This is a genomic window from Neisseria sp. P0021.S007 (assembly GCF_051956855.1).
On the sequence record NZ_JBQCXA010001308.1, the window covers coordinates 1 to 502 of the forward strand.

A 502-nucleotide genomic window follows, 5' to 3' on the forward strand; every position below is an offset into this window, starting at 1 on the left:
GCTATTGCTTTGATTTACCTCATTATCCGCCGTTTCGACTTCAAACAGTTGCCGATTCGCTTTAATTTAGGCGTATTGTTTTGGACGCCTGTGATTTTTATCCTGATGGGTCTGACCGCCGATGCGGTAACTTCGTTAAGCGGCGGCTATAATTACTTCACCACTGAAATCTTCCAATACATCAAACCATTATCCATTTTCGACAAATTCGCCGCCCTTGCGCCGATGGCCATCCTCTACGGCCTTTTAAACGGCTTTTACGAAGAATTCTGTTTCCTCGGCCTTTTAACCTGCGTGGAAGACAAATACAAATGGCAGGCATTGGCCTATTCAACCTTGGTACGTGTCTCCTTCCATACTTACCAAGGCATGCTTTGGGCGACCGTTATCGGCGTTGTTTTCGGCTTGATGTACTACTTTTTCTACAAATACAAAGTCAAAAACCTGTTGCCGTTTTTCCTGATTCACGCCTTGGCAGATATCTTCGGCTCCGGCTTCATCT

Annotated in this window: 1 protein-coding gene; it reads left to right on the forward strand. The window is 45.4% G+C overall.

Going from position 1 to position 502, the window contains the following annotated elements; translation table 11 throughout:
- A partial coding sequence (locus ACTHUR_RS18890) for a CPBP family glutamic-type intramembrane protease (protein ID WP_440400313.1) occupies window positions 1-502 on the forward strand: 502 nt, incomplete at both ends.